Origin of the sequence: Streptomyces sp. NPDC004284, assembly GCF_042874035.1 — a bacterium.
Taxonomy (GTDB): domain Bacteria; phylum Actinomycetota; class Actinomycetes; order Streptomycetales; family Streptomycetaceae; genus Streptomyces.
In genome coordinates this window covers 388,147-414,863 of the sequence record NZ_JBIAMJ010000001.1, presented here as the reverse complement: position 1 = coordinate 414,863, position 26,717 = coordinate 388,147, and the positions used below count along the sequence as shown (strand labels likewise).

Genomic DNA, 26,717 nt, shown 5'->3' with positions numbered 1-26,717 from the left:
TCATCGGTGTGCCTCAGGGGTCCAGGTCGGGGCCGTCATCGCTGTGCCTCAGGGGTCCACGTCGGGTCCGTCGTCGCCGCCCGCTCCGTGCCCGGTCGCCAGGTCGGGTCGGCGGCCGCCGTCGCTCCGCCTCCCGGGCGCCACGTGGGATCGGTCGTCGCCGTGCGAGCGTTCGTCATCATTCCGCCTCTCGGGTGGCCAGGTGGGCGTCCGTCGCCGCCACTCCGAACGCCTGCGGGATGGGCTGGCCCGCCAGGTAGAGGCGTTCGGCGACGCGCCGGGGCAGTGGGTGGTACGTGAACCGGCCGTACACCCGCCCGTCGGCCGCGACCGGCTCGGCCTGGAAGCGGCAGACCGTGGCGAGCAGGAACCGTTCCCGGCCGTGCGAGGCCAGGACGGAGATCTCGGTGATGCGGCGGGTGCCGTCCGGATGCCGGGTGAGCTGGACGAGGACGTCGACCGCGCTGTTGATCTGGTCGCGGAGCGCCTCGAACGGCACCTTGACCTCCGACATCGACGCGAGGGTCTGGAGCCGCATCAGGGCGTCCTCGGCCGAGTTCGCGTGGACGGTCGCCAGCGAGCCGTCGTGGCCCGTCGACATCGCCTGGAGCATGTCGAGCGTCTCGCCGCCGCGGACCTCTCCGACGATGATGCGGTCGGGGCGCATGCGCAGGGAGTTGCGGACGAGGTCGCGGATGGAGATGGCCCCGCGGCCCTCGATGTTCGGCGGGCGGGCCTCCAGGCGGATCACGTGGGACTGCTGGAGCTGGAGTTCGGCCGAGTCCTCGATGGTGATGATCCGCTCGCCGTCCGGGACGAGGCCGGACAGGGCGTTGAGGAGGGTCGTCTTCCCGGTGCCCGTGGCGCCGGAGACGATCAGGTTGAACTTGGCTTGAACCAGTCCCGACAGCAGGAGCAGCATCTGCTCGTCGAGGGAGCCGAGGCCGATCATCTCGTGGAGCGTGTACGCGCGGGGGAAGCGGCGGATGGTGAGGGTCGCGCCCGTGAGCGAGAGCGGCGGGATGATCACGTTGACGCGCTCGCCGGAGGGGAGCCGGGCGTCGACCATCGGGTTCGACTCGTCGACGCGCCGGTTGACCGTGGACACGATCCGCTCGATGGTCTGCATCAGCTGCTCGTGGGAGGCGAAGCGCAGCGGGAGCAGTTCGACGCGGCCGCCGCGCTCGATGAAGATCTGGTCGGGGCCGTTGACCATGATCTCCGTGATGGAGGCGTCTTCGAGGAGCGGTTCGAGTACGCCGAGGCCGAGGGCCTCGTCGACGACCCGGCGGATCAGCTGGGACCGCTCGGCGGTGGAGAGGACCGGGCCCTCGCGGCTGATGATGTGCCCGAGGACGCGCTCCAGGCGGGCCCTCCGCTCGGCCGCCGCGAGCGCCGACATCTCGGTGAGGTCGATCTCCTCCAGGAGCTTGGCCCGGAAGGCGGCGACCAGGTGGCCGTCCTCCCTGGCGGCCGCGCTGCCGCCCTTGTCCTCGGGGGCGTTGATCCGGGCGCGCAGGCTCATGGCAGGTCCTCCTCGTCGGGCGTCTCGGGCAGTGGCATGGTGGCGGTCTTCTGGACGGATCCGAAGTCGTTCCAGAAGGGCACGACGGAGGGGATCTTGACCGTGACGGTGACGGTCGCTTCGCCGGCGCCCTCCTGAGGGCCATCGACCTGGGGCTTGATCCAGCCGCTCACCGCCGCGTCGGCGGCCGCCGCCGGACTGGGCCCGTCCTCGTCGTCGCTGCTCGCCGCCCGTGCGGCCGCCCGCGCCGCCGTGCCCGCCTGCTGGGCCGCGTACGCCGCGATGCCGAGCTGGAGGCCGGCGAGGCCGACGATGAGCAGGATGGGGAGGAAGCCGAGGTACTCGATGGCGGCCTGCCCGCGGTCGCGGGGCCCCTTGCCCGTACGCGTACTCATGAACTCGGCACCTCCAGCACCGCGCCCGCGTCCGCCGTGACCGGGAACAGGCCCCCGAAGCCCGGGACCAGGGCCGGGACCTCGACCTTCACCTGGACGTGCACCATGCCGCCGCCCTGGACGCACCCTCCACCCGAGACGCTCCACGCCCCGTCGATGTGGCGTCGGGCGGCCGCTTCCCCGTCGTCGCCGACGGCGCACGCCCGCGCCGCCTCGTCCGCCGCGTTCCCCGCCAGCGTGAACGTGTACCCCACCAGGACCACCTGCCACAGCAGGGCCAGCGTCAGCAGGATCACCGGCACCATGCCGAGGAACTCCACCGCCACCTGCCCCCTGTCGTCGTCCCGGTACGCCGCCCGCATCGGTCAGCGCCCTCCCCCACGCCGTCGGAGTCCCAGGGAGCCCCGGTCGCTGGCGCGGGTGAGTTCCTTGCCGGGCTGTGCGGCGGCCTGGACGAGGCCCAGTTCGCCGGCGAGGGCCCACAGGGACTGTTTGACCGTGGACTTGGCGTCGAGTTCGTGGAGGCGGCCGGCGTCGACGACCGCGGCGAGTTCCTTGAAGTTGGCGGGGACGGCGGTGCCGGCGATGCGGGTGCCGGTGATCTTCTGGACGAGGGGCGGCTGGATCTCGCTGGTGCGGTGGTGGCGGTTGACGAGGGTGACGATCTCCTCGGCCTTGCGGACCTGGAGCCGTTCCCACATCCGTACGGTTCGTTTGGCGGCGCGGACCGCGATGACGTCCGGGGTGGTGACGAGGAGCGCGGTGTCGGCCATCTCGATCGCGGCGGCGTTGGCGCTGTCGAGCCGGGAGCCGCAGTCGAGGACGACGACCTCGTGCCGGCCGCGCAGGGCGCTGACGACCTGGCGGGCGGAGCGGTCGGTGACCTCCTCGCCGCGCTCGCCCTCCGCCGGGGCGAGGAGCAGGGAGAGGCCGGTCTCGTGGACGTACACGGCGTCCTGGAGGACGCGGGGCGAGATGTCGGTGATGGTGGCGAGGTCGGCGACGGAGCGGCGGAACTGGACGTCGAGGTAGGAGGCGATGTCGCCGCTCTGGAGGTCCATGTCGACGAGGGCGACGGTCCGTCCGGAGGCGCGGGCCGCGAGGGCGAGGTGGACGGCGGTGACGGTGGTGCCGACGCCGCCCTTGGCGCCGCTGACGGTGACGACGGTGCCGCCGGGGCCGGTGATCCGCTCGGCGCCGGTGCCGAGGTGGCGGCGGACGCCCAGGGACCACTGGGCGGCGGCCTGGACGCGGCTGGCGAGTTCCTCGTAGCCGAGGGGGAGGGTGACGAGGCCCCGGGCGCCGGAGTCCATGGCGGCGGAGAAGAGGACGGGGCTGGCGTCGGCGGTGATGAGGACGACGCCGACGGCGGGGAAGCGGAGGGCGACCTCGCGGACGAGTTCGAGCGCGGGGACGGGTCCGATCCGCTCGTGGACGAGGACGACCTCGGGGAGTTCGTCGAGGGAGGCGGCGGCGAGGCGCGCGAGGGTGTCGACGAGCTGGGTGGAGTCGGTGACCGGCTGGGCGGGTTCGGCGTCGGGGAGCTGGCTGAGCAGCGTGCTGACGGACCGGGCCGCGTCGGGGTCGCCGACGGCCGGCAGGATCCTGGTGGTCATCCGGCCTCACTTGTCCTTGTCGAGCGTGTAGGTGCGGTCGCCCTTGTCGGCCGGGGAGCCGGCCGTGGTCGGGGCGACGAGGGCGAGGCGTACGTGCTCGGCGAAGGACTCGGCGTACGCGACGCGCTGGGTGTCGAGGGTGGAGAGCGCGAAGGTGACGGGGACGGTGGTGGTGGCCCGGCCGGCGCGGTCGTTGCTCTCGGCGGCCGGGGTGAGCTTGCCGATGTCGAGGACGCGGGCGCCGGCGACGATCATCCGGGACTGGTCGGGGTCGCCCTTCTTCTCGCCGGCGAAGGTCGCGTAGATGTTGACGGTGGCGCCGGGGGTGATCTTTCCGGCGACGCCGGTGGCGGCGTCGATCATGATGGCGATCTCCTGCTGGCCCGGCTGGAGTTCGGGCTGGTCGACGATCATGTCGGTCTGGAGGAGGGAGCCGGACTTGAGCGGGGTGACGGCGGTCTTGCCCTCGATCTGGCGGAGGTCGGTGACGGCGGTCGACGGGAGCCAGCGCTTGGGCATGGAGATCTTCTCGAAGTCGCCCGCGTTCAGGTTCCTGTAGGGGACCACGTCCCTCTTGAGCCGGTACGCCGTGGTCTCCGGGCCGACCTTGGAGTTCACGTCGCTGATGACGGCGAGCACGCCGGCGAAGGCGCCGAGGGCGCACAGGACGGAGAGCAGCAGCAGGATCACGCCGCGGCGCTGGCGGGAGTTCATGGCCGTTGTTCCTCGATCGGAGACGTGGGTACGAGCGGGCGGAAGCGGGCGGTCGGCGGCGCGGGGTCGTTCACGGCAGGGTGGCGCGGGCCGCGTGCGCGCCGGGTCCGAGGGCGCGGGTGCCGTGCGCGCCGGCCTGCGCGCCCGGACCGAGGGCGCGGCTGCCGGGACCGGGGGGCGGCGGGCCCCCCACGGTCAGCGGCGCGGCGCAGAAGCCGCAGCGGTCGCCGATGAGTTCCATCCCGCACCAGTGGCAGGTCTCCCGGCGTACGGAGGAGACGAGTTGGTGGAGGACGGGCAGGTCGGGCAGGTACGCGGCGAACTCGACGAGTTTGCCGGTGCCCCACCAGCCGGGCGAGGACGCGGGCAGCGGCGCCTCGTGGACGGGGCCGGGGATCCGCCACCGGGGTACGAGGGCGGTGGTGGGCCAGTCGGTCTGGAGCTGGCCGCGGGCGAGGAGGAGTTCGGTGGCGAACTCCGGTCCGGCGAGCGCCGTTTCTCCCGTGCCGACCCGGACGATCTGCGGTGTCGGTCCGGCGAGGACGGCGAAGTGGGCGCCGGGGAGCCAGCTCTTGAGGTGGGAGCCGAGGCTGACGGGGACGCGGTCGAGCCGGGAGACGGAGCCGAGGACGGCGCCGGCGTAGATGTAGTGGGCGAGGAGCCGGGCGGCGGAGGCGAGGACTCCGGGGCTGAAGTCGCAGCCGGCGAGCTGCCGCAGCTGGCGGACGAGGACGGCCGCGCCGAGCGGCGGCAGGTCGGTCCTGACCAGGGCGATCCGGTCGCTCTCCAGGAGGGCTCGGACGGCGTGCAGGCGGTGTTCGACGGCGGTCGGCGCGGAGGTGGGGCAGACGACGACCACGTGTCCGTACCGGGCGAGGAGCTGCTGCATGTCGGCGAGGGAGGCGTCGAGCGGGCGGGTCTCGGGGGGCGGGAGCACGGCGGCCTGCGGGGTCCCGGGATCGGTCGGCGGCAGCACCAGGTCGGCGCTGGTGACGGCGATCGCTGTCGGCACGTCGGACCCCCCGTCCCCTCCGGCCTCCGGTGTCCCGGGGGCCGCGGATCACTTACCGCGTTCGCGGCGTCACCGCAGGGTGCCGCCGTCTCTGCACCTTATCCACGTCCCCCGGGGTGGTGAACACACAATCCGCCAAGCTGCCGCCATTAATTCGGGTCCCGCGATCCGGGTTCCGGGCGGCTCGGCCGAACGCCCTTCGCCGCGCGGGGTATTGACAACGCGATTGGTCTGGACCAACTTGTTGCGACAGCGGTGGCCGCCGCAGGTACCCCCGTACCCGCACCCCCTCCGTACGACGGCGTACGGCACCTCCACATCCCCACTTCCCCCACTCCCCCACCGGAGGATGCACGTGGACCGCACCACCACCCGCCCGCACGGACGCCGCACGCTCGGCGGAGCCCTCGCGCTCGCCGTCGGCTCCGGGCTCGTCCTCGTCGGCGGAGCCGGCACCGCACAGGCGGCGGACGTCAACGTCGCCAAGAACGCCGGATTCGAGAACGGCCTCACCAACTGGTCCTGTTCCGCCGGGAGCGGCGCCGCCGTCTCCTCCCCGGTCCGCACCGGGACCGGCGCGCTCAAGGCCACCCCGGCCGGTCTCGACTACGCCCAGTGCGCGCAGACCGTGGCCGTCAAGCCCAACTCGACGTACATGCTGAGCGCCTGGGTCCAGGGCGGCTACGCCTACCTCGGCGCCGACCACACCGGGACCGGCACCGGCACCGTCTCCACCTGGACGCCCGACAGCCCCTCCTGGAAGCAGCTCACCACCACCTTCACCACCGGCGCGAGCACCACCTCCGTCGAGATCTGGACCCACGGCTGGTACGGCACCTCCCCCTACCTCGTCGACGACGTGAGCGTCTTCGGGCCCGACGGGGGCGGCGGCCAGGACCCCGACCCGACCGCCCCGGCCGGCCTCGCCGCCGGCACGGTCACCACGAACTCCGTCGCCCTGAGCTGGGGTGCGGTCACCGGCGCCACCGCCTACAAGGTGTACCGGGACGGCGCCAACCCGCAGACCGTGACCGGCACTTCGACCACCGTCACCGGCCTCGTCGCCGACACCGCGTACCAGTTCCAGGTCTCCGCGACGAACTCCGCGGGCGAGTCCGCGAAGTCCGCCGCCGTGACGGCCCGCACCTCCAAGGCCACCGACCCGGGCCCCGGCCCCGCCGTGCCCAAGCACGCCGTCACCGGCTACTGGCAGAACTTCGACAACGGCGCCGCCAAGCAGAAACTGCGCGACGTCCAGGCCGCGTACGACATCATCGCCGTCTCGTTCGCCGACTCGACCGCCACGCCCGGCCAGATCACCTTCAACCTCGACCCGGCCGTCGGCTACGCCTCCACCGCCGACTTCAAGGCCGACATCGCCGCCAAGAAGGCGGCCGGCAAGTCCGTGATCCTCTCCGTCGGCGGCGAGAAGGGCAACGTCACCATCAACAGTGACGCCACCGCCACCGCCTTCGCCGACAGCGCGTACGCCCTGATGCAGGAGTACGGCTTCAACGGGATCGACATCGACCTGGAGCACGGCGTCAACGCCACCTACCTCACCAAGGCGCTCCGCCGGCTCTCCGCCAAGGCGGGCTCCTCCATGGTCCTGACGATGGCCCCGCAGACCATCGACATGCAGAACACCGGCTCGGAGTACTTCAAGACCGCCCTCGCCGTGAAGGACATCCTCACGGTCGTCAACACCCAGTACTACAACAGCGGTTCGATGCTCGGCTGCGACGGCAAGGTCTACAGCCAGGGCTCGGTGGACTTCCTCACCGCGCTCGCCTGCATCCAGCTCCAGGGCGGCCTCGACCCCTCGCAGGTCGGCCTCGGCGTCCCCGCCTCCACCCGGGGCGCGGGCAGCGGCTACGTCGACCCGCAGATCGTGAACAACGCGCTGGACTGCCTCGCCAAGGGCACCGGCTGCGGCACCTTCAAGCCCGCCCAGACCTGGCCGACGCTCCGCGGCGCCATGACCTGGTCGACCAACTGGGACGCGACGGCCGGCAACGCCTGGTCGAACGCCGTGGGCGCGCACGTACACGCCCTCCCGTAACCCCTCGGGGTCCCGTCCCGCAGCGCCGCCGCTCCCCCGGCGGCGCTGTGCCGTCTCCTCAGACGGGTCTCACACGGGGCCCGGCGGGTCTCACACGGGCCCAGGTGGGTCTCACGCGGACCCCACGCGGGCCTCACGCGGACCTCACCCGGGTCTCACGCGGGCAGATAGTGCCGCAGCACCCAGTCCAGCAGCCGGATCCACTCGTCGACCCGGCCCGCCCGGCGGCCGTCGACCTCGCAGTCGTAGGCCGAGCCGTCGTAGAGGGTGACGACGACGCGCAGCACCCGGTCGCGCCGGATGCGCTCGTACCGTACGGCCCCGATCTCGCTCCAGAGGAAGTCGGCCTCCTCGCCGTAGAAGTGCAGGGACACCCCGCTCCCGTCCACGGCGATCCCGGAGTTCCGGTCGGCGGCGGCGAAGTCCGGCGCGGGCACCGGCGGCGCGAGGGGAGGCGGGGGTACGTAGAGGGTGGCGGGGTGCGGGGGTCCGAAGGCGGGTACGGCGTCCTGGACGTCGGCGGGCGCGGGGACGACCGGTACGGGCACGGCGTCGGCGGGCGTGTCCCGAGGGGCCGGAGCCGGGGCCACCGGAACCGGAACCGGAACCGGAACCGGAGGCACAGACGCAGACACGGACACAGGCGCGGGCCCGAGCTCCTGCGGAGCCCCCGTCAGCTCGTCCATGAGGGCGTCCGGAGTGGGTCGTTCGGCCGGGTCCTTGGCGAGGCAGCGTCCCACGAGGTCGCGCAGGGCCTCCGGTACGGCGCCGAGGTCGGGGGGCTCGTGCACCGACCGGTACATGAGGCCCATCGGCGTGCCCTCCCCGAAGGGCTTCCCGCCGGCCGCGGCGACGAGGACGGCGCCGAGGGCGAAGACGTCGGCGGCGCCGGTCACCTCCTCGCCGAGGGCCTGTTCGGGGGCGAGGTAGCCGGGGGTGCCGAAGGCGTTGCCGGTGGCGGTGAGCCGGGTCGACTCCAGGGCGCGGGCGATCCCGAAGTCGAGGACGCGGGGCCCGTCGGAGGCCATGACGATGTTGCCGGGCTTGAGGTCGCGGTGGACGAGCCCGCAGGCGTGGATCGCCTCCAGGGCCTCGGCGAGCGCGGCCCCGAGGGAGCGGAGCCGCGGCTCGTCCATGGGGCCCTGGGCGCCGAGGAGTCCGGAGAGGGTGGGGCCGGGGATGTAGGCGGTGGCGAGCCAGGGGGCCTCCGCCTCGGGGTCGGCGTCGACGACCTGCGCGGTGTGGAAGCCGCCGACCTGCCGGGCCGCGGCGACCTCGGCGCGGAAGCGGGCGCGGAAGGACGGGTCGGAGGCGAGTTCCGGCCGGGCGACCTTGACGGCGACGGCGCGCCCGCCGCGCGATCGGGCCAGATAGACGGTGCCCATGCCGCCTTCGCCTAGCTTGTGCTCGATGACGTATCTACCGATGAGGGTCCCCACGCGGGACAGTATGGCCGAACTCCCCACCTTGACCGGTCCATGACATAGCCGGACCATGTGCCCCGGACGCTCATGTGCCCGGACAGCGCCATGTGCCCGGACACCCGCACGACTCGACTCGGTCGCACTCCCCCACACTCCCACCCAGGAGACAGCATGCGACGTCCCCTCCGCGGCAGAAGGTCCGCCACCCTCGCGGCCCTCGTGGCGTTCGCCCTCGCGGCGCCCCTCTCCGCCCTCACCACCCCCGCCGGGGCCGACCCGGCGCCGACCGCCGCCCGTATCGCCTCGGGCGCCGAGGAGGTGATCCGGCAGTACGAGATCGCCGGACCCTCCACCGTCGCCGCCCGCAACGCGCTGACCGCCACCGGCGTCTCGATCGACGAGGTCGACGCCCGCTCGGTCGTCGTCAGCGCCAACACCGCACAGCTCGCCCGCCTCAAGGCGCTCGGCTACAGGCCGGTCGCCCTCCCCGGCCCGCCGGACCGCCGCACGGACGCCGACAAGACGGCCGGCCCGCTCGACTTCCCCTCCGCGGACGCGAAGTACCACAACTACGCCGAGATGAACGCGGAGATCGACCAGCGCCTCGCCGCCTACCCCTCGATCATGAGCAAGCAGGTCATCGGCAAGACGTACCAGGGCCGGGACATCGTCGCCATCAAGATCAGCGACAACGTCGCCACCGACGAGAACGAGCCCGAGGTCCTCTTCACCCACCACCAGCACGCCCGCGAGCACCTCACCGTCGAGATGGCGCTCTACCTGCTGCGCGAGTTCGGCGCGGGCTACGGCACGGACTCCCGCATCACCAACATGGTGAACAACCGCGAGATCTGGATCATCCCCGACCTCAACCCGGACGGCGGCGAGTACGACATCGCCGGCGGCTCCTACCGCAGCTGGCGCAAGAACCGCCAGCCCAACGCCAACTCCTCCTACATCGGCACGGACCTCAACCGCAACTGGGACTTCAAGTGGGGCTGCTGCGGCGGCTCCTCCGGCACCAAGAGCTCCGAGACCTACCGCGGCGCGGCCCCCGAGTCCGCCCCCGAGGTGAAGGTCGTCTCCGACTTCGTCCGCTCCCGGGTCATCGGCGGCAAACAGCAGATCACCGCCGCCATCGACTTCCACACGTACAGCGAACTGGTCCTCTGGCCCTTCGGCTGGACCACCGCCGACACCGCCACCGGCATGACCCAGGACGACCGCGACGCCTTCGCGACCGTCGGCCGCTCGATGGCCGCGAGCAACGGCTACACGCCCGAGCAGTCCAGCGACCTGTACATCACGGACGGCTCGATCGACGACTACCTGTGGGGCACCCAGAAGATCTTCGCCTACACCTTCGAGATGTACCCCTCGAACGGCGGCGGCGGCTTCTACCCGCCCGACGAGGTCATCGACCGCGAGACGGCGCGCAACCGGGACGCCGTCCTCCAGCTCCTGGAGAACGCGGACTGCATGTACCGCTCGATCGGCAAGCAGGCGCAGTACTGCGCGGCCTGACGGTCCGTACGCGAAGAGGTGCCCCGGCGGTCGTCCGCCGGGGCACCTCTTGTTCCTACAGGACCGCGAGCGCGTCGATCTCGATCAGGAGCCCGGCCGGGAGGCCGACGTAGACCGTCGTGCGGGCCGAGGCCGGGGCCTTGAGGTTCTGGTCCTCGAAGTACTGGTCGTAGATCTCGTTCATCTCGGCGAAGTGGTCCACGTCCGTGAGGTAGACGCGCATCATCATCACGTCGTCCCAGCTCGCGCCGCCCTCCTCCAGGATCGCCTTGACGTTGGCGAAGGTCTGGAGGGTCTGCTCGCGCAGGGTCGGGCCCGCGACCGTCGGGGCCTGGCCCTCGACGGCGGGCAGGAAGCCGACCTGGCCGGCGACCTGGAGGATGTTGCCCTTCCGCACGCCGTGCGAGAACTTCGCGGGCGGGGCGGTGTGGGTGGCGGGGGTGAGGGCGGTCTTCTCGGTCATGCGGTCGGTTCCTCTGTTTCCTTCGTCGGGGCGGTACCGGAGTAGTCGCGGCTGATGGCGTCCGCGGTGCTGCGCACCTGCGGGAGGAGGGTGAGGAGCTCCTCGGCGGTGACGACCACATTGGGCGCCGAGACCGACATGGCGGCGACGACCCGCCCGTCGGCCCCGCGGATGGGCGCGCCGACGCAGTTGATGGACTCCTCGTGGCCGCCGAGGTCGGTGGCCCAGCCCTGTTCGCGTACGGTCGCCAGCTCCTTGAGGAAGGCGGCGGCGTTCGGTGTCGAACGGGGCGTGTACGGGGGGTAGTCCAGCCTCGCGGCGACCGCGCGCCGCTCCGGCTCGGGCAGGTCGGCGAGGAGCAGCTTGGCGACGGCGGCGACGGTGATCGCGACGGGCTTGCCGATGCGCGAGTACATGCGGACCGGGTAGCGGCTCTCGACCTTGTCGATGTAGACGACCTCGCCCTCCTCGTACACCGCGAGGTGGATCGTGTGCCCGATCCGCTCGTTGAGGGCGGCGAGGTAGGGGTGGGCGATCTCGCGGACGTCCAGGTTCTCCACGGCCTCCTGCGCGAGCGCGAACAGCCGCGCGCCCAGGCGGTAGCGCTGGTCCTGCTGCCGGTGCACGAGCCCGTGCTCGTGCAGCGTGCGCAGCAGCCGCAGCGCCGTGGACTTGTGCACGCCGAGCCGCTCGGCCACCTGCCCGAGATCGGCCGGCCCCCGGGCCAGCAACGGCAGGATGCTGAGCGCCCGGTCGACGGTCTGGCTCATGGCGTACGTACCTCCTGGTCGTCCCCCGTCCAGCCGGGGGCGAGGTGAAGTGTGCCCCAGGCCGCGGTGTCGAGTGCGGCGAGCCGGTCGGCGCGGGCCCGCTGCGGCGGCGTCGCGATGTCCCCGGGGACGGTGAGCGCGGCGGCGGCCACGAGATGCCCGTGCCTCAGCCGCGCCCTCATGTCGAGGCCGCGGAGGGTCCCGGAGAGGAAACCGGCGGCGAAGGCGTCGCCGGCGCCGACGGGGGAGACGACGGTGACGTGGGGGGCGGGGGCGTGGGTGAGGGTGTCGGGGACGCCGGAGACGCCGGTGTCGGGCGCGGAGCCCCGTGCCGGTACAGGCCGGGTTTCAGCCGCGCAGCGCTCGAACGCCACCGCCCCGTCCCCGCCCAGCTTCACCACCAGTACCGCCGGCTCCCCCAGCACCGCCCGGATCGCCTCCGGATCGGCCGCTCCCCACAACCGCTCCGCCTCGTCGGCGCCGACGAGGACGAGGTCCGCCCGGCGGGCGAGTTCGAGGAGCACCTCGGGGGCGCCGCCGTCGCGCCACAGCCCCGGCCGGTGGTTGACGTCGAAGGAGACGAGCGGGCGCCCGGGCCGTGGTGCGGTGAGCTCCCGCATCAGGGCCAGGCAGTCCGCGGAGAGCGCGGCGGTGATGCCGGTGAGGTGGAGGATCCGGGCGTCGGCGACGGATGCGTACGGGACGGTGGCGGGCGACATGGCGGAGGCGGCGGAGCCGGCCCGGTAGTAGACGACCTCGTGGGCGTCGGTGGCCCGGTCGTCGTCGGTGCGGAAGTAGACGCCGGTCGGCCGGTGCGGGTCGCGGCCGACGGCGGTGACGTCGACGCCGTGCGCCGCGATCGTCTCGACGAGGTGGTCGCCGAAGCCGTCGCGGCCGACGCGGCCGACCCAGCGGACGCGGTGTCCGGCGGCGGCGAGGGCGCAGGCGACGTTGGACTCGGCGCCGCCGATCGCGCGGGTGAAGGAGGGGACGTCGGCGAGGCGGCCCGGCCGGGAGGGCAGGAAGGTGACCATGGACTCGCCGAGGCAGACGAGTTCCGGGGCCGCGTCCGCGGGCGCGTGTCCGCTCACTCTGGGGCTCCCTGCGGCTCGTACGGGTCCATTGACCCGGCCTTGGCCCGGATGTTAGACAGCCTTGAGCACTATGCGCAACGAGCGTTGCACATCTCGCAACGCCCCGACGAGGAGGCCTCATGCCGCGAACGCCCGATCTGGCGAACGAGCGCGTCGACCACCGATTCAAGGCCCTGCCCCCGGATGCCGAGGGGCTGACCGTCGGTGAGCTCTCGGCGCAGCGGCGCAGCCTCTTCACCGGGGGGTACACGACCCCGGTCCTCGCGCTGTCCGCCGAGTCCGTCGAGCACAACCTGCGCCTTCTGGAGACGTACTCGGAGCGGCACGGTCTGGCCTTCGCCCCGCACGGCAAGACCTCCATGGCGCCCCAGCTCTTCGACCGGCAGTTGGAGTACGGCGCCTGGGGCATCACCGCCGCCGTCCCCCACCAGGCCCGCGTCTACCGCGCCCACGGCATCGCACGGATCTTCCTGGCGAACGAGGTCGTCGACCCGGTCGCGCTGCGCTGGCTCGCCGCCGAGCTGGACGCCGACCCGGACTTCCACCTCATCTGCTACGTCGACTCCGTGCGCGGTGTCGAGCTGATGGACGAGGCCCTGCGGGCGGCCGGCGCGAGCCGCCCCGTGGACGTCGTCGTCGAGCTGGCCGCCGGCGCGACCGGGCGGACGGGGGTGCGGACCGAGGCGGAGTGCGCGGCCGTCGCCGACGCCGTCGCGGCCGCCCCGACCCTGCGGCTCGTCGGCGTCGCCGGGTACGAGGGGACGATGCCGGGCGCCGACGCCGCATCGGTGCGCGCATGGCTGCACCGGCTCGTCGCGCTCGCCGCCGACTTCGACAAGGCCGGCCGCTTCGACCCCGCCCTCGGCGAGATCGTGGTGAGCGCGGGCGGCAGCGAGTGGTTCGACACGGTCGCCGAGGTCTTCGCGGAGATCCCCGGGCTCTCCCTCCCGGTCCTGAAGCTGCTGCGCTCCGGCGCGTACGTCTCCCACGACGACGGCCAGTACCGCAACCGCACCCCCTTCAACCGGATCCCCGAGGAGGGCGCGCTCCAGCCCGCGTTCCGGCTCTGGTCGCAGGTGGTCTCCCGGCCCACCGCCGAGCAGGCCTTCACCAACGCGGGCAAGCGGGACGCGGCCCACGACCTGCACCTCCCGGAGGCGCAGGTGGTCCGCGACGCCCGCACGGGTGAGGTCCGCCCCGCGGAGGGCATCACCGTCACGGGCCTCTCCGACCAGCACGCCTGGCTCGCCACCGGACCGGAGGCGGACCTGGAGGTCGGCGACTGGGTGGGGATGGGCCTTTCCCACCCCTGCACGATCTTCGACAAGTGGCAGCTCATCCCGGTCGTCGAGGCGGACGGCACGGTGGTCGACCACATCCGCACGTTCTTCTAGGAGCAGGGGGCAGGGACATGGACCTCGTCTTCCGTGACGCGGAGGTCGTCGACGGCAGCGGCGGCGATTCCTACCGGGCCGACGTCGGCGTCGAGGGCGGCCGGATCGTCTCGATCGTCAAGGAGGCCGCGGCCGCCGGCTGCCAGCGCCCGACCGCCCGCCGCGTCCTGGACGCCGAGGGCCTCGTCCTCTCCCCCGGTTTCATCGACATGCACGCCCACAGCGACCTCGCGCTGCTCCGCGACCCGGACCACAGCGCGAAGGCCGCGCAGGGCGTGACCCTGGAGGTCCTGGGCCAGGACGGACTGTCGTACGCCCCCGTCGACGACCGCACGCTCGACGGGGTCCGCCGGGCGATCACCGGCTGGAACGGCGACGGTTCCGACGTCGACCTCGACTGGCGCACGGTCGGCGAGTACCTGGACCGGCTGGACCGGGGGATCGCGGTGAACGCCGCGTACCTGATCCCCCAGGGCACGGTCCGCATGTACGCGATGGGCTGGGAGGACCGTCCGGCGACGGGGCCCGAGCTCGACCGCATGCGGCGGCTGGTGGCCGAGGGCCTGGAACAGGGCGCGGTCGGCATGTCCTCCGGCCTCACCTACACCCCCGGCATGTACGCGCCGGACTCCGAGCTCACCGAGCTGTGCCGGGTCGTGGCGGAGCACGGCGGCTACTACTGCCCGCACCACCGCTCGTACGGGGCGGGGGCGCTGCGCGCGTACGAGGAGATGGTGGCGCTCACCCGGGAGGCGGGCTGCGCCCTGCACCTGGCCCACGCCACCATGAACTTCGGCGTGAACGAGGGCCGGGCCCCCGAGCTCCTGGCCCTCCTCGACGCGGCCCTCGACGCGGGCGCCGACATCAGCCTCGACACGTACCCCTACACCCCGGGCAGCACGACCCTGCTCGCGCTGCTCCCGAGCTGGGCGAGCGAGGGCGGCCCGGAGGCGGCCCTGGCCCGCCTCCGGGACGACACGACGGCCGAGCGCATCCGGCACCACCTGGAGGAGCTCGGCTCGGACGGCTGCCACGGCGTCCCGGTCGACTGGGCGACGATCGAGGTCTCGGGAGTCACCGCGCCCGCCCTGACGGAGCACGTGGGGCGCCGGGTCGACGGCTGGGCCACCGCCCGCCGGCTCCTCCTCGACGACCGGCTGGGCACGACGATCCTCCAGCACGTGGGCCACGAGGAGAACGTCCGGACGATCATGCGCCACCGGGTGCACACGGGCGGCTCGGACGGCATCCTCCAGGGCCTCAAGCCGCACCCGCGCGCGTACGGCACGTTTCCCGAGTACCTGGGGCGGTACGTGCGCGAGCTCGGCGTCCTCTCCCTGGAGGAGTGCGTCGCCCACCTCACCTCCCGCCCGGCGGCCCGCCTCCGCCTCCCGGACCGGGGACTGGTGCGCGAGGGCTACGTGGCGGACCTGGTCCTCTTCGATCCGGCGACGGTCGCCTCGGGCGCGACGTACGAGAACCCGCGCACCCTCCCGGTGGGCATCCCGCACGTCCTGGTCGACGGGAGGTTCGTCATGGAGGACGGCCGGAGGACCGATGTGCTGGCGGGCCGCTCAGTGCGGAGGACGCAGGCCCGCTGAGTCGCGGGCCACCGCCGGTCGCGGCCCGTGGGCGCGCTGAGGCGGAACGGCACCTTCCTGCCCGAGGGCCCACGGCTCCCGCCGCACCCACACCAGACCGGCCGCCAGCACGACCCCCGCCAGCACGAACCCGTACCAGGGCGTGTGCCCCGAGGGCTGCGTCTCGTACACGAGCGCGGCCGACAGCACGGCGAGGACCTGCCCCGCCCGGCTCCGCCAGGCGACCGCCGCGACCACGACCGTCCCCCACAGCAGGTACCACGGCTGCACCATCGGCGAGAGCGCGACGAGCGCGACCAGCGAGAGCCCGAGGCCGAGGACGGGGTCGAGCCGGCCCCGGTACGCCCGCCAGGCGAGGGCCGCGATGAGCGCGACGGCGAGCAGCAGCCCCAGCTTCTGGACGACGCCCTTCACGGGCTCGGCCTCGCCCCCGAGGAGCAGTCCGAGCCCCAGGCCGAGGTCGCTCGTGAGGGACAGCGGCGTGTGGATGGCGGCGGCCACGCTCTGGGTCCGCAGCCATCCGAAACCGGTCCCGGCCAGCACCGAGGCCCCGGCCGCCACCGCCCCCGCGACGGCCCCGGGCAGGACGAGCCCCTTCAGCAGGCCCCGGGCGCCGCGGCCGCGCGCGAGGAGCACGCCGATGAAGAGCAGGGCCACGGCCGCCGGGGACTTGATCATCATCGCGAGGCCGACGAGGACGCTGCCGAGCACCCACCGCCCGCGCGTGGCGAGCAGGACGCCGCCGAGCATGAGGCCGATCATCAGCCCGTCGTTGTGCATGCCGCCGACGACGTGTACGAGGAGCAGCGGGTTGAGGGCGGCGAGCCAGAGCGCTCCGCCCCCGCCGCCGAGCCCCCGGACCGCCCACACGACGAGGGCGAGCGCGCCGAGGGCGATCAGCCGCATGCCGAGGACGGCGGGCACGACCGCCCCGCCGGTCAGCTTCACGACGCCGGCGGCGAGCAGCAGGAAGGCGGGTCCGTACGGGGCGGGGGTGTGGGTCCAGTTCCCGCCGACGCTCGCCGCCGCGTCGGCGCCGAGGTCGCCGGGGCCGAGGACGGCGGGCCCGGCCCCGTACACGTCGTGGCCTTCGAGGACCATCGCGCCCTGGGCGATGTAGCTGTAGACGTCGGCGCTGTGCAGCGGCGGGGCGAGGAGCAGCGGCGCGGTCCAGCAGGCGAGGGTGGCGAGCACCCCGTCCCGCAGGCCGCGGGCGAGGAGGACGCCGTACCGCCACCAGGCGGCGACGAGCAGGGTCAGGCCGAGGTACGCGAGGACGGCGCCGGCGAGGGTGAGCGCGGAGCCGCGCGGCTCCCACAGCGGCCCGCCGCCGAGTACCGGCAGGGTGCCGGCCGCGTACCCGCCCACGGCGACAGCGAGCGACCCGCCCGCACCCAGCCACCGGCATCCGGAAGCGCTGAAGACCCACATGACGTGCCAACCTATCCCGACCGCCCGGGGTCCCCCGATTCGCGGCCGGAACCCCCGGCGTACGAGAGCCCCGCTACCTGGGCCGCTTGGTCGCGCCCCGGCCCTTCCCCGGCTTGCCCGGGCGGCCGCCGTCCGGGGCGGTGGCGGTGGCGGACGGGGCGGCCGTCGGCGAGGTGCCCGGGGCGGCGGTCGCGGCCCCGGACGGAGCAGCGGTGGCCTTGGTCTTCGCGGTGGGCGACGCGGAGGGGTTCGTACCGCCGGGCACGGACGTGGCGCCGCCGCCCGGGGTGCCCGGGGAGGCGGAGGAGCCCGAGGTGCCGGAGGTGCCGTCGGACGGGTCGGCCTGGATCATCGCGGGCGGTCCGTCCGCCCCGCCCTCGACGGGGGGCCGTGAGCCGCCGCTCTTGCCGAGACCGCCCGCGAGCAGGGCGGCGGCCAGTCCGAGGACGGTGACGCCGCCGCCGGCGAACAGCCACACCGCTCCGCGGCCCCGGCGGGCGGGGGCGTGGCGGCGGCGGGCGCGCCGGGGTCCGGAGGCTCCGGAGTCGTGGTGGCTCATGGGCCGGATTGTAGGGAGCACGACACCGGTGATGCGATTCGGGTCACACCTCGCTCGGCGGGCCTTCCTGTCCGACGTGTCACAGAACACGCCGCGTCGCGGCCGCCCCCGCCGTAAGCTCTCGTCATGCAGGTGATCCAGTCCACGAAGCTCGCCAACGTCTGTTACGAAATCCGGGGTCCGGTGCTCGAAGAGGCGATGCGGCTTGAGGCTGCGGGTCATCGCATCCTCAAGCTGAACACGGGCAATCCGGCCGCCTTCGGCTTCGAGTGTCCGCCCGCCATCCTCGAGGACGTGCTGCGCAACCTCTCCGAGGCGCACGGCTACGGTGACGCGAAGGGGCTGCTCTCGGCCCGCCGGGCGGTGATGAGCCACTACGAGACGAAGGGCATCCCGCTCTCCGTCGAGGACATCTACCTCGGCAACGGCGTCTCGGAGCTGATCCAGATGTCGATGCAGGCGCTGCTCGACGACGGCGACGAGGTGCTCGTCCCGGCCCCGGACTATCCGCTGTGGACGGCCTCGGTGTCGCTCGCGGGCGGTACGGCCGTGCACTACCGCTGCGACGAGCAGGCGGACTGGATGCCGGACCTCGCGGACATCGAGCGGAAGATCACGGACCGCACCAAGGCGATCGTGATCATCAACCCGAACAATCCGACGGGTGCCGTCTACGACGACGAGATGCTCCGCTCGCTGACGGAGATCGCCCGCCGCCACAACCTGGTGGTCTGCTCGGACGAGATCTACGACAAGATCCTCTACGACGGCACCACGCACACGCCGACCGCCGCGATCGCCCCCGACCTCCTCGTCCTGACCTTCAACGGGATGAGCAAGAACTACCGGGTGGCCGGTTTCCGCTCCGGCTGGCTCGCGGTCTGCGGCCCGAAGCACCACGCGTCCTCGTACATCGAGGGCCTCACGATCCTCGCCAACATGCGCCTGTGCGCGAACATGCCGGCGCAGCACGCGGTGGCCGCCGCGCTCCAGGGCCGGCAGTCGATCGAGGACCTGGTGCTGCCGGGCGGGCGGCTCCTGGAGCAGCGGGACACGGCGTACGAGCTGCTGACGCAGATCCCGGGCGTGACGTGCGTGAAGCCGAAGGGCGCGCTGTACCTCTTCCCCCGCCTCGACCCGAACGTCTACAAGATCAAGGACGACCGGCAGATGGTCCTGGACCTGCTGCGGGCCGAGAAGATCATGGTGGTGCACGGGACGGGCTTCAACTGGCACGAGCCCGACCACTTCCGGATCGTCACGCTGCCGGCGGCCGCGGACCTGGCGGACGCGTGCACCCGGATCGGCCGGTTCCTGGACGGCTACAGCCAGCCCTGACCCCTGGTACCGGGCACCACTCGGACAACACTCAACTTTAGATTGAATCTAAGCTAGGATGGCCGCAGAGCACCTCAGGAGGCCATCCCCATGTACGAACCGATCCGCTCCAAGTCGGTCCACCGGATGGCCGACGACGCCCGGACCACGTACCCGCACCGCTCCCGCGAGGAGGAGCTGGACATCCAGCTCGCCGGACACCTCGCCGCCCTGCTCGCCGTCACCGACGAGCTGGGCGAGACGGAAGCCGGCGAGCTCATCGCCCGGCAGGTGGCGCGGCTGCGTGGCGCACCGCCCGCGCGGCACGCGGGACTGAGCGGCTCGTCCGCTCAGGAGCTGCACCGCAGGGCGCACGCCCTCGCGGGCCGCGCACTGGTCGTCGCCGCCTCCCGGGCCGACACGGCCGCCGCGATCCTCGCCGCAGGGCGCATGGACGCGCACACCGCGGCGCTGGCCGGGGACACCCCCCTGGTCGCCGCCCCCTGACGGCCCCGGTCCGCGCGGCACGAACCGCGCGGACCGGGCGCCACCCAGAACCGTCCGACGGGCCGCCCCTAAGGCGTCGCGGTCGCCACCGGCTTGGTCGACTTGAAGTAGGCGTCGTGGACGACGCACACCGGCTCACCCTCCGCGTACGCCTCAGCGCCCACGACCACCGTTCGGCCGGTCGCCCCGACCGCCAGGTCCTTCACGACCCCGGTGCCCTGCTCGACGGCCTTCTCCCGATCGTCCTGGAACTCCACCGTCACCGTGTAGGTGCCCCTGCGACCCGCCTGGCTGGTGACCGACAACTCCGCCACCGGCCGCTTGGACACCGGGTCGAGGCCGCACCGCGCCACCGTCACGTCGTCGGACGGGAACCGCAGGTTCTTGTGGTTCTCCCCCATCGCGTACACGTACGCGACGATGCCCCCGATCGGCACCAGCACCAGGATCACCCCGAGCATTACGAGCACCACGATCGTTCCACGCGACATGCCGTCACCACCCCCGTGTCGGAGCGGCTCACGGTACACCCCGCTCCGGTTCGGTAACGGGATCGCTCCTTCACCCGCCGTACACCCGACTCCCCCTGGAATGTGGGTTTCCGCGAGCACGCTGCCCGCGTGAGACGCATCCTGGGAATCGTCCTGGCCGTCCTGCTCCTCGGCGGCGTGGCCGCCGTCCTCGTGACGGGCGGCGACAAGGACACGGGCACGGCAACGAAGACCGTGCGAGGAGTCATCGGATCGGAGAAGGCCGAGTTCTTCGCCGATCCGCAGGTGGTGAAGGCCCTGGCGGCCAAGGGCTTCACCGTGACCACCGAGACCTCCGGGTCCTGGGACATGGAGGAACTGCCCCTCGACGGCTACGACTTCGCCTTCCCCTCCTCCAAGGGGCCGGCCGACGAGATCCGCGCCAAGGCGCAGCGGAAGGCGAAGGACAAGGCGCTGTCGGCGCCGCTGCGGCCCTTCTACTCGCCGCTCGTCGTCGTCGCGCACAGCGCCGCCGCCCAGGTCCTCGCCGCCAACGGCCTGGCGACCCTCGGCCCGCGCGGCACCAGCGGCACCCTGAAGATGGACGCCTACCTCGCGGCGGCCCGCGCCGACCGGACCTGGCAGCAGCTCAAGGGCTCGGCCGGACACGCCGAACTGAGCGGCACCCTCTTCATCACCTCCACCGACCCGGTCGCCTCCAGCTCCGGCGCGCTGTACCTCGCCGCCGCGAGCTACGTCGCCGACGGCGGGCGGGTCGCGGGCGACAGGGCCGCCGTCACCCGCACGGCCCCGCTGCTGCGCAAGCTGGTCCAGGTGCAGGGCGCCCAGCAGTCCGGCTCGGACGCGCCCTTCCGGGACTTCGTCAGCGGCGTCGGCAACCCGCTCGTCCTCGTGTACGAGTCGCAGGTCGCCGCCCAGCTGCTCGCCGGGCGCCCCATGGGCGACCTCGTCGTCCTCTACCCGGACACCACGGTCAACAGCGACCACACCCTCGTACCGCTCACCGAGAACGGCCGGGCGCTCGGTGAACTCCTCTCCACCGACCCGGAGTTGCGCAAGCTCGCGGTCCGCCACGGCTTCCGGCCGCAGGGCGCGGCGAGCGAGTTCACCGCCGCGACCGACGGCCAGACCGCCTACCTCAACCAGACGCTGACCGGAGTCCGCCAGGCGCCCGTGCCCACCAGCAAGGTGCTGCACGAGATGGCGCTGCGGGCCCGCGACCAGGGGGACACCGCATGACGACGCCGAACGATCCGAGAAGGACGATGGCCCTGACACCGCCCGAGGACGACGCCCCGCTCGTCCTCACCCCGCCCGAGCCCGTGCCCGCCGTCCGCGCCGAGCAGGCCTCCGGCCTGGTGCCGCTGGACGAGTCGGTCCGCGCGGAGATGTCCCGCCGGGCCGAGGAGTACGTCGGCTCGCTGTCCGGACTCGACCCGCGCTCCCCCGAGTTCACCGGCCGCGTCGACGAGATCGCGGCGCTCGGCTCGGGCGAGATCCGCTCCGCCGCGCAGCAGTCCAACCGGATGCTGGACCGCACGGTCCGCTCGCTCGGCCGGGGCGGCGCCGACGCGCAGGTCCGGGTCGGCTCCTCGCTCGTCGAACTCCGGCGCACGGTCGAGGACCTGGACCCCCTCGACACCCCCGCCAAGGGGTTCAAGGGGCTGCTCTCGAAGCTCCCCGGCGGCAACCGGCTGCGCGACCACGTCGCCAAGTACGCCTCCTCGCAGGCCACTTTGAACCGGATCGTCGACGCACTGCTCAGCGGCAAGGACGAGCTGAGCCGCGACAACGCCGCCTTGCAGACCGAGCGCTCCCGGCTGTGGAAGACGATGGGCAAGCTCCAGGAGTACGCGGTGCTCACCGAGGCCCTCGACGCGGCCGTGGAGGAGCGCATCGCCCTCACCCCGGACCCGGCCCGGGCGGACGCGCTCCGCGCCGACGTCCTCTTCCCGGTCCGGCAGAAGCACCAGGACCTGCTGACCCAGCTCGCCGTCTGCGCGCAGGGCTATCTGGCGATGGACGTGGTCCGCCGGAACAACGAGGAGCTGATCAAGGGCGTGGACCGGGCGGCGACGACGACCCTGTCCGCCCTGCGGATCGCGGTGATGCTCGCCTCCGCCCTCGACAACCAGCGGAAGGTCACCGAGCAGGTGACCGTGCTGCGTTCGACCACCGAGAAGCTGATCCGGGGCAACGCCGACATGCTGGACCAGCAGGCCGGGGAGATCCAGGCCCTGGCGGCGGACCCGGCGGTGGGCGCGGAGACGCTCCGCACCGCCTTCCAGCAGATCTACCGGACGCTCGACGCCATCGACACGTACAAGGTGCGGGCGACGGAGTCGATGGCGGCGACGGTCGAGTCGCTGACGGCCGAACTCCAGGAGGCGAGCGTCCACTTGGAGCGCAGTCGCCGCACCGGATCCCTCGAAGGCGGCCTCGGATGAACCGCGGCACCGCCCCCCGCCGCGTCACCGCGCGGCTGCGCCGCACGGCGGCCGGCGCCGTCGCCCGCCTCGCGGGCGGCCGGGACCGCTCCCGCGCCGGGACCGCCGCGCGCGCCACCCGCGCCGCGACCGCCGTCCTCGCGCTCGCCGTCCTCGCCACCGCCTGCTCGGGAAGCGACGGAAGCGGCGGCGGAGAAGGCGGCGACCGGCCCGAAGCGCGGAGCACCGAGTACAGGACGGGCACCCTCCGGGTCCTCGCCTCCTCCGAGCTCGCCGACATGGGCCCCGTCCTCGACGAGGCCGCCAAGGCGACCGGGGTCACCGTCCGCCCCACCTACGCCGGCACCCTGGACGCCGTCGGGCGCATCGCGTCCGGCGAGGCGGACAAGGCGTACGACGCGGTCTGGCTCTCCTCGAACGACTACCTCCGGCTCCGCCCGGACACCGCGAAGAAGATCACCAACGAGACGCCGATCATGGCCTCGCCGGTGGCCGTCGGCGTGCGGCCCGCGGCCGTCGCCCGGCTCGGCTGGAACCCGGCGAAGGTCACCTGGTCGCAGCTGCACCGGGCGGTCGCCGACGGGAAGCTGACGTACGGCATGACCGACCCGAAGCGCTCCAACTCCGGTTTCTCCGCGCTCGTCTCGGTCGCCTCCGGGCTCTCCGGCGCCCAGTCCGCACTGACCGAGGCGGACGTGCGCAGGGCCACCCCGAAGCTCAAGGAGTTCTTCACCGGCCAGAAGCTGACCTCGGGCTCCTCCGGCTGGCTCGCCACGGCCTACGCCCGCCGCACCGACGTCGACGCGCTCGTGAACTACGAGTCCGTGCTGCTGTCCGCGCCCGAGAAGCTGACCGTGATCCGCCCGTCCGACGGCGTCGTGACCGCCGACTACCCGCTCACCCTGCTCACCTCCGCCCGCCCCGAGGCGAAGGAGGCGGCGGGCCGGCTCACCACCTGGCTGCGCACCCCGGACGCCCAGCGGCGGATCACCGAAACGACCCTGCGCCGCCCGGTGGTCGCCGGGGTCCGCCCGGCCCCGGCGCTCGCCCGGGACCCGCGCCGCGAACTGCCGTTCCCGGGCAGCCGGGCCGTCGCCGACGGGCTGCTCGACGCGTACGACAACACCCTGCGCAGGCCCTCCCGCACGGTGTACGTGCTCGACACCTCGGGCTCCATGGAGGGCGAGCGGCTCGACCGGCTGAAGTCGGCGCTCACCGAGCTGACCGAGGACTTCCGGGACCGGGAGGAGGTCACCCTGATGCCCTTCGGCTCCTCGGTGAAGCAGGGCGAGGTCCGTACGCGCACGGTCGACCCGGCCTCCCCGAAGGCGGCGCTCGAAGCGATCCGCTCCGACGCCGGGAAGCTCTCGGCCTCCGGCGGCACCGCGATCTACTCCAGCCTCCAGGAGGCCTACCGCTTCCTCGGCCGGACCCCGGGCGACGACACCTTCACCTCGGTCGTCCTCATGACGGACGGGGACAACACCGACGGCGACCCGGCGTCCGCCTTCGACGCCTTCTACCGCGCCCTCCCGGCCGGGCAGCAGCGCACCCCGGTCTTCCCGATCCTCTTCGGGGACTCCGACCGGGGCGAGCTCGACCACATCGCGAGCCTGACCGGCGGCAAGCTCTTCGACGCCACCAAGGGTTCGCTCGACGGCGCCTTCGAGGAGATCCGTGGGTACCAGTAACCGGCTGCTCCGGTACGCCGAGTCCCGCAAGAACCTCACCGGCAGCGTCTGCGGCCTCGTCGGCGTCGGGATCTCCCTGACCGGCGCGGCCGGCGGACTGTGGCCGCTGGTGGTCGCGGGCCTGTACGCGGCGGGGGCCCTGATCGCCCCGCCCGAGCGCCCCGACACCCCGCGCTTCCCGGACGCGGGCGAGCAGCTCGACGCGCTGCGGGCCGACTTCGCGACCCTGCGCGCGTACCTCACCGAGGTGGAGCTGCCGCCGTCCGCCCGCGAGAAGCTCACCGAGCTCGCCACCCTCGTCGAGGCCCTGCTCGAACCGGGCTGGGTGAGCGACCCGGCCCACCTCCACGTCCTGGGCCGCGCGGTGCGGCAGGACGTTCCGGAGGCCGTCGACACCTTCGTACGGACGCGGTGGTGGTCGCGGTTCACGCCGGGCGCCGAGCCCCCGGAGAGCCACCTCGAACGGCAGCTGGCCGCGCTCCACGAGGAGGCGACGGCGATCGCGGCCGCCCTCCGGGACGCGGAGGCGATCCGCCAGGAGACCCACACCCGCTACGTGGAGGAGCGCGGAAACTGAGCCGCGGACATGCGCCGGCCCCCAGAGCCTGAGGGGGCTCCGGGGGCCGGTTGCGTCGTGATGGACCGTCGTGACCCCACTGGTCAGGGCGGTGTTTCGGGGCAGCCCACCACGAGTTCGAGGGGGACTAGCCGAGGCGCTCCACGAGCGCGTTGTACTGGTCCCACAGCTCCTTCGGCGTGTGGTCGCCGAAGGTGTTCAGGTGGTCGGGGACGAGGGCGGCCTCTTCGCGCCACACGTCGCGGTCGACCTTGAGGAGGAACTCCAGGTCCTCGGCCGGCAGGTCCAGGCCGTCGGTGTCGAGGGACTCGGCGGTCGGCAGGATGCCGATCGGGGTCTCGACGCCCTCGGCCTTGCCCTCGAGGCGCTCGACGATCCACTTCAGGACGCGGCTGTTCTCGCCGAAGCCGGGCCAGACGAACTTGCCGGCGTCGTTCTTGCGGAACCAGTTCACGTAGTAGATCTTCGGGAGCTTCGCCGCATCGGCGTCGGCGCCGACCTTGACCCAGTGGGCCATGTAGTCGCCCATGTTGTAGCCGCAGAACGGCAGCATGGCGAAGGGGTCGCGGCGCAGCTCGCCGACCTTGCCCTCGGCGGCGGCGGTCTTCTCGGAGGCGACGTTCGCGCCGAGGAAGACGCCGTGGTTCCAGTCGAAGGACTCGGTGACCAGCGGGACGGCGGAGGCGCGGCGGCCGCCGAAGAGGATCGCCGAGATCGGCACGCCCTTCGGGTCCTCCCACTCCGGCGCGATGATCGGGCACTGCCCGGCCGGGACGGTGAAGCGGGCGTTCGGGTGGGCGGCCGGGGTCTCGGACTCCGGCGTCCAGTCGTTGCCCTTCCAGTCGATGAGGTGCTTGGGCGCCTCTTCGGTCATGCCCTCCCACCACACGTCGCCGTCGTCGGTGAGCGCGACGTTCGTGAAGACGGAGTTGCCCCACATCGTCTTCATGGCGTTGGCGTTGGTGTGCTCGCCGGTGCCGGGCGCGACGCCGAAGAAGCCGGCCTCGGGGTTGATCGCGTAGAGGCGGCCGTCCTCGCCGAAGCGCATCCAGGCGATGTCGTCGCCGATGGTCTCCACGGTCCAGCCGGGGATGGTCGGCTCCAGCATGGCGAGGTTGGTCTTGCCGCAGGCCGACGGGAAGGCGGCGGCCACGTACTTGGCCTCGCCCTGCGGCGGCGTCAGCTTCAGGATGAGCATGTGCTCGGCGAGCCAGCCCTCGTCACGCGCCATGACGGACGCGATGCGCAGCGCGTAGCACTTCTTGCCGAGCAGGGCGTTGCCGCCGTAGCCCGAGCCGTACGACCAGATCTCGCGGGTCTCGGGGAAGTGCGAGATGTACTTGGTGGAGTTGCAGGGCCACGGCACGTCCTCCTGGCCCTCCTCCAGGGGGGCGCCGAGGGTGTGGACGGCCTTGACGAAGAAGCCGTCGGTGCCGAGCTCGTCGAGGACGGCCTGTCCCATGCGGGTCATGGTGCGCATGGAGACGGCGACGTACGCGGAGTCCGTGATCTCGACGCCGATGGCGGAGAGCTCGGAGCCGACGGGGCCCATGCAGAACGGGACGACGTACATCGTCCGGCCCTTCATGGAACCGCGGAAGATGCCCTTCTCGCCCGCGAAGATCTCCTTCATCTCCGCCGGGGCCTTCCAGTGGTTGGTCGGGCCCGCGTCCTCCTCCTTCTCGGAGCAGATGAAGGTCCGGTCCTCGACGCGCGCGACGTCGGTCGGGTCGGAGGCGGCGTAGTACGAGTTCGGGCGCTTGACCGGGTCGAGCTTCTTGAAGGTCCCCTTGGCGACGAGCTCCTCGCACAGGCGCTCGTACTCGGCCTCGGAGCCGTCGCACCAGACGATGCTGTCCGGCTGGGTGATCTCGGCGATCTCGGTCACCCAGGAGACGAGCTCCTGGTGCTGGGTGGGAAGGGGAGCCGCGTTGTCGCGCGCCACGATTGCTCCTTGTTGAGGGGTGTATTCCGCTGTATGCCCCGTGGGGGCTGCGACCCGGATGCGTCGTAGCTGCTCATCCGGTGCCGACCGCACTCATTTGATCATCCGACGGATTCGCCCATATGTCCAGGGGGGTGCACACGTGAGCATCGCCACTC

General features: G+C 72.8%; 24 protein-coding genes. 10 read left to right on the top strand and 14 right to left on the bottom strand.

Features of this window, described 5'->3' with window-relative positions:
• Positions 1-178 precede the first annotated feature (178 nt).
• The 6 genes from ACFYUS_RS01975 to ACFYUS_RS01950 all read right to left on the bottom strand — a co-directional run bounded on the left by ACFYUS_RS01975 (position 179) and on the right by ACFYUS_RS01950 (position 5,262).
• Complete coding sequence (locus tag ACFYUS_RS01975; protein WP_388844567.1) at positions 179-1,525, bottom strand: CpaF family protein; 1,347 nt, start codon at positions 1,523-1,525, stop codon at positions 179-181.
• Positions 1,522-1,920, bottom strand: a complete 399-nt coding sequence (locus ACFYUS_RS01970) for a TadE/TadG family type IV pilus assembly protein (protein ID WP_388844565.1) — start codon at positions 1,918-1,920, stop codon at positions 1,522-1,524. The genes ACFYUS_RS01975 and ACFYUS_RS01970 overlap by 4 nt, the downstream gene beginning before the upstream one ends.
• Entirely contained in the window at positions 1,917-2,282 is a 366-nt protein-coding gene (locus ACFYUS_RS01965) for a TadE/TadG family type IV pilus assembly protein (protein WP_388844563.1), read from the bottom strand. Before ACFYUS_RS01965 ends, ACFYUS_RS01970 begins: the two co-directional genes overlap by 4 nt.
• 3 nt (positions 2,283-2,285) lie before the next feature.
• A complete protein-coding gene (locus tag ACFYUS_RS01960) occupies positions 2,286-3,536 on the bottom strand; it encodes a CpaE family protein (RefSeq protein WP_388844562.1) in 1,251 nt (416 codons plus the stop codon).
• 6 nt (positions 3,537-3,542) lie between these two features.
• Positions 3,543-4,250: a Flp pilus assembly protein CpaB gene (cpaB, locus tag ACFYUS_RS01955; protein ID WP_388844560.1), complete on the bottom strand. Its 708-nt coding sequence runs from the start codon at positions 4,248-4,250 to the stop codon at positions 3,543-3,545.
• A gap of 70 nt (positions 4,251-4,320) precedes the next feature.
• Entirely contained in the window at positions 4,321-5,262 is a 942-nt protein-coding gene (locus tag ACFYUS_RS01950) for a hypothetical protein (protein ID WP_388844558.1), read from the bottom strand.
• A 355-nt stretch (positions 5,263-5,617) separates the two neighbouring features.
• Here ACFYUS_RS01950 and ACFYUS_RS01945 point away from each other — a divergent pair, with 355 nt between their 5' ends.
• Complete coding sequence (locus ACFYUS_RS01945; protein WP_388844556.1) at positions 5,618-7,324, top strand: chitinase; 1,707 nt, start codon at positions 5,618-5,620, stop codon at positions 7,322-7,324.
• A gap of 155 nt (positions 7,325-7,479) precedes the next feature.
• Here the strand turns inward: ACFYUS_RS01945 and ACFYUS_RS01940 are convergent, their stop codons facing one another.
• Positions 7,480-8,763 (bottom strand): serine/threonine-protein kinase, encoded by a 1,284-nt coding sequence (locus ACFYUS_RS01940; RefSeq protein WP_388844554.1) that lies wholly within the window; start codon positions 8,761-8,763, stop codon positions 7,480-7,482.
• A 156-nt stretch (positions 8,764-8,919) separates the two neighbouring features.
• Here ACFYUS_RS01940 and ACFYUS_RS01935 point away from each other — a divergent pair, with 156 nt between their 5' ends.
• On the top strand, positions 8,920-10,272 hold the full coding sequence (locus ACFYUS_RS01935; protein ID WP_388844552.1) for a M14 family metallopeptidase: 1,353 nt from the start codon (positions 8,920-8,922) through the stop codon (positions 10,270-10,272).
• A gap of 55 nt (positions 10,273-10,327) precedes the next feature.
• Here ACFYUS_RS01935 and ACFYUS_RS01930 read toward each other — a convergent pair whose 3' ends face one another.
• From ACFYUS_RS01930 to ACFYUS_RS01920, 3 genes are read right to left on the bottom strand one after another with little or no spacing between them, the layout of a single operon-like run.
• A complete protein-coding gene (locus ACFYUS_RS01930; RefSeq protein WP_388844550.1) occupies positions 10,328-10,735 on the bottom strand; it encodes a RidA family protein in 408 nt (135 codons plus the stop codon).
• A complete protein-coding gene (locus ACFYUS_RS01925; protein WP_388844548.1) occupies positions 10,732-11,505 on the bottom strand; it encodes an IclR family transcriptional regulator in 774 nt (257 codons plus the stop codon). The genes ACFYUS_RS01930 and ACFYUS_RS01925 overlap by 4 nt, the downstream gene beginning before the upstream one ends.
• Complete coding sequence (locus ACFYUS_RS01920; RefSeq protein WP_388844546.1) at positions 11,502-12,596, bottom strand: sugar kinase; 1,095 nt, start codon at positions 12,594-12,596, stop codon at positions 11,502-11,504. The genes ACFYUS_RS01925 and ACFYUS_RS01920 overlap by 4 nt, the downstream gene beginning before the upstream one ends.
• A gap of 122 nt (positions 12,597-12,718) precedes the next feature.
• On the opposite strand from ACFYUS_RS01920, the gene ACFYUS_RS01915 reads away from it, so the two are divergent.
• Positions 12,719-13,993 (top strand): alanine racemase, encoded by a 1,275-nt coding sequence (locus ACFYUS_RS01915; RefSeq protein ID WP_388844545.1) that lies wholly within the window; start codon positions 12,719-12,721, stop codon positions 13,991-13,993.
• A gap of 17 nt (positions 13,994-14,010) precedes the next feature.
• Positions 14,011-15,594 carry an amidohydrolase family protein gene (locus ACFYUS_RS01910; RefSeq protein WP_388844544.1) on the top strand — a complete coding sequence of 528 codons (1,584 nt, stop codon included), beginning with the start codon at positions 14,011-14,013 and terminating at the stop codon, positions 15,592-15,594.
• Here the strand turns inward: ACFYUS_RS01910 and mptB are convergent.
• Together mptB and ACFYUS_RS01900 are read right to left on the bottom strand one after the other, a co-directional pair.
• Positions 15,568-17,025 carry a polyprenol phosphomannose-dependent alpha 1,6 mannosyltransferase MptB gene (mptB, locus tag ACFYUS_RS01905; RefSeq protein ID WP_388844542.1) on the bottom strand — a complete coding sequence of 486 codons (1,458 nt, stop codon included), beginning with the start codon at positions 17,023-17,025 and terminating at the stop codon, positions 15,568-15,570. The genes ACFYUS_RS01910 and mptB overlap by 27 nt on opposite strands.
• 73 nt (positions 17,026-17,098) lie before the next feature.
• Positions 17,099-17,584 (bottom strand): hypothetical protein, encoded by a 486-nt coding sequence (locus tag ACFYUS_RS01900; RefSeq protein WP_388844540.1) that lies wholly within the window; start codon positions 17,582-17,584, stop codon positions 17,099-17,101.
• Positions 17,585-17,710: 126 nt separating this feature from the next.
• Between ACFYUS_RS01900 and ACFYUS_RS01895 the strand changes: the two genes are divergently transcribed.
• Both ACFYUS_RS01895 and ACFYUS_RS01890 read left to right on the top strand, forming a co-directional pair.
• On the top strand, positions 17,711-18,922 hold the full coding sequence (locus ACFYUS_RS01895; RefSeq protein ID WP_388844538.1) for a pyridoxal phosphate-dependent aminotransferase: 1,212 nt from the start codon (positions 17,711-17,713) through the stop codon (positions 18,920-18,922).
• Between the two features lie 90 nt (positions 18,923-19,012).
• Positions 19,013-19,408: a hypothetical protein gene (locus ACFYUS_RS01890; protein WP_388844536.1), complete on the top strand. Its 396-nt coding sequence runs from the start codon at positions 19,013-19,015 to the stop codon at positions 19,406-19,408.
• 68 nt (positions 19,409-19,476) lie between these two features.
• On the opposite strand, the gene ACFYUS_RS01885 is transcribed toward ACFYUS_RS01890, so the two are convergent.
• On the bottom strand, positions 19,477-19,899 hold the full coding sequence (locus ACFYUS_RS01885; protein ID WP_388844534.1) for a hypothetical protein: 423 nt from the start codon (positions 19,897-19,899) through the stop codon (positions 19,477-19,479).
• A gap of 102 nt (positions 19,900-20,001) precedes the next feature.
• Here ACFYUS_RS01885 and ACFYUS_RS01880 point away from each other — a divergent pair, with 102 nt between their 5' ends.
• The 4 genes from ACFYUS_RS01880 to ACFYUS_RS01865 are packed head-to-tail and all read left to right on the top strand — an operon-like array spanning position 20,002 to position 24,614.
• Positions 20,002-21,138 (top strand): hypothetical protein, encoded by a 1,137-nt coding sequence (locus tag ACFYUS_RS01880; RefSeq protein WP_388844533.1) that lies wholly within the window; start codon positions 20,002-20,004, stop codon positions 21,136-21,138.
• Positions 21,135-22,346 carry a toxic anion resistance protein gene (locus ACFYUS_RS01875; protein WP_388844531.1) on the top strand — a complete coding sequence of 404 codons (1,212 nt, stop codon included), beginning with the start codon at positions 21,135-21,137 and terminating at the stop codon, positions 22,344-22,346. Before ACFYUS_RS01880 ends, ACFYUS_RS01875 begins: the two co-directional genes overlap by 4 nt.
• Positions 22,343-24,037, top strand: coding sequence for a substrate-binding domain-containing protein (locus ACFYUS_RS01870; RefSeq protein ID WP_388844529.1), 1,695 nt, complete (start codon positions 22,343-22,345; stop codon positions 24,035-24,037). Before ACFYUS_RS01875 ends, ACFYUS_RS01870 begins: the two co-directional genes overlap by 4 nt.
• Entirely contained in the window at positions 24,024-24,614 is a 591-nt protein-coding gene (locus tag ACFYUS_RS01865; protein WP_388844527.1) for a hypothetical protein, read from the top strand. The genes ACFYUS_RS01870 and ACFYUS_RS01865 overlap by 14 nt, the downstream gene beginning before the upstream one ends.
• A 127-nt stretch (positions 24,615-24,741) precedes the next feature.
• Here ACFYUS_RS01865 and ACFYUS_RS01860 read toward each other — a convergent pair whose 3' ends face one another.
• Complete coding sequence (locus ACFYUS_RS01860) at positions 24,742-26,559, bottom strand: phosphoenolpyruvate carboxykinase (GTP) (RefSeq protein WP_388844525.1); 1,818 nt, start codon at positions 26,557-26,559, stop codon at positions 24,742-24,744.
• Between the last annotated feature and the right edge of the window lie 158 nt (positions 26,560-26,717).

Excerpts from the sequence above, each read along its gene's own strand:
- ACFYUS_RS01975 (WP_388844567.1), bottom strand. The coding sequence starts at position 1,525 with ATGAGCCTGCGCGCCCGGATCAACGCCCCCGAGGACAAGGGCGGCAGC.
- ACFYUS_RS01970 (WP_388844565.1), bottom strand. The coding sequence starts at position 1,920 with ATGAGTACGCGTACGGGCAAGGGGCCCCGCGACCGCGGGCAGGCCGCC.
- ACFYUS_RS01965 (WP_388844563.1), bottom strand. The coding sequence starts at position 2,282 with ATGCGGGCGGCGTACCGGGACGACGACAGGGGGCAGGTGGCGGTGGAG.
- ACFYUS_RS01960 (WP_388844562.1), bottom strand. The coding sequence starts at position 3,536 with ATGACCACCAGGATCCTGCCGGCCGTCGGCGACCCCGACGCGGCCCGG.
- cpaB (WP_388844560.1), bottom strand. The coding sequence starts at position 4,250 with ATGAACTCCCGCCAGCGCCGCGGCGTGATCCTGCTGCTGCTCTCCGTC.
- ACFYUS_RS01935 (WP_388844552.1), top strand. The coding sequence starts at position 8,920 with ATGCGACGTCCCCTCCGCGGCAGAAGGTCCGCCACCCTCGCGGCCCTC.
- ACFYUS_RS01930 (WP_388844550.1), bottom strand. The coding sequence starts at position 10,735 with ATGACCGAGAAGACCGCCCTCACCCCCGCCACCCACACCGCCCCGCCC.
- ACFYUS_RS01925 (WP_388844548.1), bottom strand. The coding sequence starts at position 11,505 with ATGAGCCAGACCGTCGACCGGGCGCTCAGCATCCTGCCGTTGCTGGCC.
- ACFYUS_RS01915 (WP_388844545.1), top strand. The coding sequence starts at position 12,719 with ATGCCGCGAACGCCCGATCTGGCGAACGAGCGCGTCGACCACCGATTC.
- ACFYUS_RS01910 (WP_388844544.1), top strand. The coding sequence starts at position 14,011 with ATGGACCTCGTCTTCCGTGACGCGGAGGTCGTCGACGGCAGCGGCGGC.
- mptB (WP_388844542.1), bottom strand. The coding sequence starts at position 17,025 with ATGTGGGTCTTCAGCGCTTCCGGATGCCGGTGGCTGGGTGCGGGCGGG.
- ACFYUS_RS01900 (WP_388844540.1), bottom strand. The coding sequence starts at position 17,584 with ATGAGCCACCACGACTCCGGAGCCTCCGGACCCCGGCGCGCCCGCCGC.
- ACFYUS_RS01895 (WP_388844538.1), top strand. The coding sequence starts at position 17,711 with ATGCAGGTGATCCAGTCCACGAAGCTCGCCAACGTCTGTTACGAAATC.
- ACFYUS_RS01890 (WP_388844536.1), top strand. The coding sequence starts at position 19,013 with ATGTACGAACCGATCCGCTCCAAGTCGGTCCACCGGATGGCCGACGAC.
- ACFYUS_RS01885 (WP_388844534.1), bottom strand. The coding sequence starts at position 19,899 with ATGTCGCGTGGAACGATCGTGGTGCTCGTAATGCTCGGGGTGATCCTG.
- ACFYUS_RS01875 (WP_388844531.1), top strand. The coding sequence starts at position 21,135 with ATGACGACGCCGAACGATCCGAGAAGGACGATGGCCCTGACACCGCCC.
- ACFYUS_RS01870 (WP_388844529.1), top strand. The coding sequence starts at position 22,343 with ATGAACCGCGGCACCGCCCCCCGCCGCGTCACCGCGCGGCTGCGCCGC.